At 70.2% G+C, this 1,555-nt stretch carries 2 protein-coding genes and 1 pseudogene; all 3 read right to left on the bottom strand.

Annotation, left to right across the window (positions count from 1 at the left end; genetic code table 11):
* Window positions 1-344, bottom strand: a 344-nt coding sequence (locus ABZ641_RS36770) for a hypothetical protein (RefSeq protein WP_359988902.1), incomplete at its 3' end; no start/stop codon positions are given.
* A gap of 145 nt (window positions 345-489) precedes the next feature.
* The gene (locus tag ABZ641_RS36765; RefSeq protein ID WP_359988900.1) at window positions 490-1,053 is read right to left on the bottom strand and encodes a hypothetical protein; all 564 of its coding nucleotides are present in this window, start codon (window positions 1,051-1,053) and stop codon (window positions 490-492) included.
* Between the two features lie 179 nt (window positions 1,054-1,232).
* Window positions 1,233-1,555 (bottom strand): annotated as a pseudogene (locus ABZ641_RS36760) (hypothetical protein); the annotation flags it as partial.

Raw genomic sequence — 1,555 nt, 5'->3', positions numbered from 1 at the left:
CAGTCGACGGCGCGCTCGACGGGTCGGCGGGCCTCGTCGTAGTAGTCGGCGAAGAGGTCCATCATGCCGGAGAACGAGTGTGTCCGTCCGGCGCCGGCCGTCAGCAGGGCGATGTCGGCGATGGTCTGCTCGAAGTAGTCGGGACGGTCGAAGTCCGGCCGCAAACCGCGGGCCTCGGAGTATTCGTCGAGGCTGATCAGCACGCCGTCCGCGATGTCGCCGGAGTGCAGGCAACCACGGATGACGTCGTCGACCGGCCGGCGCACCGGCGACGCCAGCACGTTCAGCAGCGGCAGGAAACGCATCAGGCACAGGGCACCGCCGACGGCGGCGGATTCTCGCATTCCAGCAGTCCTCACGGTGCTCCGGGGCGATGCACACGACCGCCGCCGGAGAGCCTTCCACGGCCTTCGGGGGTGTGGGTACTGCTCCGGTTCCGCCCGTGTGCGCGGCACTCACGGAGCGCCGGGTGCCATGAGGCGCACCACGTCAGGCCGTGGGCGAGACGTTGAAGCGGTACTCCTCGGAGGGCATCGAGTCCCATTCGGTGTTCGCGCCGTCGCGCGTCACCATGAACAGCGGACGCGATCGGAGGACCTGCCCGACCAGTTGCCCGCGCAGGAGGACCCCGGGATCATCCGGCCCCGCGTAGCCCTCGGGCGTGTAGCGAACGTACACGTCCATGGCCTCGGCATAGGCGACGGTGTCGCGCTCCAACTCCGAGAAGTCCCTCCCGACCAGCGGGATTCCGTTGTGGGTGACCTGGGGACCGTTCACGGCGTCGGCGGCGACGCAGAACAGGCCCACGGCTCGGCTCACATAGGCCGTGACGGCAGGCAGCGAAGGAGCAACCCCGCGACGGTGGACGTCGACCTTCCACGTCGGCGAGAAGGGCGCGTGGTCCCGCGCACACTCGCCGACCTTCGTCCGGCCGAGTGCCGCAGCCGCCTCGACCACGTCGTCGACGGTCATACCGAACCGGAGCGGTCCGACACCGACAGCCGGCGCATAGGACCACTCGTCCCGTTCGGCGACATCGGTCTTGAAGGCCATGGTCGCTCCTCTGAAGACACCTGAGACCTGCCGCCGCCCATGATGCCGATCGCGACCGACAGGCCGCCGGGTGCCGCCGAGCTCACCGCTCGTGAGCCCCGAGCCCACCCGCAGCCGCGTCCGGGTACTTCCCGTGGTCCTGGGGCCGGGGTACCTGGTGGGTCGCTGTCGGGCGCGGGTCAGAACGGCGGCTCGTCGCTGTAGCTGCCACCGGACCAGTTGCCGTCCGCAGCGGCTCGCGCGGCTCTGAGGCGCGCGTAGTGTTCGCGGGCGGCCGTGTCGGACGTGTTCTCCATGCTGCTGGTGTCGTGGCCCCATGCCTTCATCGCCTCCAGGACGCGGTCCCGCTGGTGCCTGTCGGTACTGAGGGCCAGCAGGCGCCGGGCGTGCCTCGCAAGGTCGGCCCGGTGCTCGGTAAGGAGGGGGTGCTCGACGAGGGGGATGGCTGCGACCAGCGCCGCGTGGCGAATGTGGGCGTTTCCGTGGCCGAGGAAGGTGCGGA

This window comes from Kitasatospora sp. NPDC007106, from assembly GCF_040634455.1.
GTDB lineage: Bacteria > Actinomycetota > Actinomycetes > Streptomycetales > Streptomycetaceae > Kitasatospora > Kitasatospora arboriphila.
This window is presented reverse-complemented; position numbering and strand designations above follow the sequence as displayed.